Source organism: Sphingomonas sp. ABOLE (genome assembly GCF_003950455.1).
Taxonomy (GTDB): Bacteria; Pseudomonadota; Alphaproteobacteria; order Sphingomonadales; family Sphingomonadaceae; genus Sphingomonas; species Sphingomonas trueperi.
In genome coordinates, this window is sequence record NZ_QQWY01000124.1 from 1 (window position 1) to 512 (window position 512).

Annotated in this window: 1 protein-coding gene; it reads right to left on the bottom strand. The window is 74.6% G+C overall.

Annotation, left to right across the window (positions count from 1 at the left end; all coding sequences use genetic code 11):
• The coding region (locus CA234_RS24190) for an aminopeptidase P family N-terminal domain-containing protein (RefSeq protein WP_206431297.1) at positions 1-512 on the bottom strand (512 nt) is incomplete at both ends.

Here is a 512-nt window from a genome sequence, read left to right on the forward strand (position 1 = left end):
GGTGCCGCGCCCGTTGAACGCCCAGGCGACCGAAGCGAGCGCGGAGAGCACCAGCGCGTCGGCGCCCTGGGCGCGCAGCCAGTCGGCGATTTCCGCCCGCTGGTCGGCGGCGCTGCGGCCGGCGAGAGTGTCGGGCTGCACGGCGAGCGGGGCGTCGGACGGCTCCGGGCGGTCCGCCCAGAGCGCATCGATCGGATTCGCCGCGACCGGCACCAGCGTGCCGCCGCGCGGGGCGAGGGCGGCGGCGGTCCGTTCCACCCACTCGCGCGTGTGCAGCCACGGGTCGTAGCCGATCCGGCCGCCCTGCGGCGCATGGCCAGCGAGCCAGCCCGCCACGCTTTCCTGCGGCACTTGGGCATAGCTCCAGTCGGCGCCGTCGACCTGCTCGCGCACCTGCAGCGTGTAGGCGCCGTTGGTGAAAGTCGCCGCGGCGCTGGACAGCACCACTGCGGTACCGGCCGAGCCCAGCAGACCCCTCTCCAGCCCGTCTGGCGTCCTCTGCGTGCAAAAAA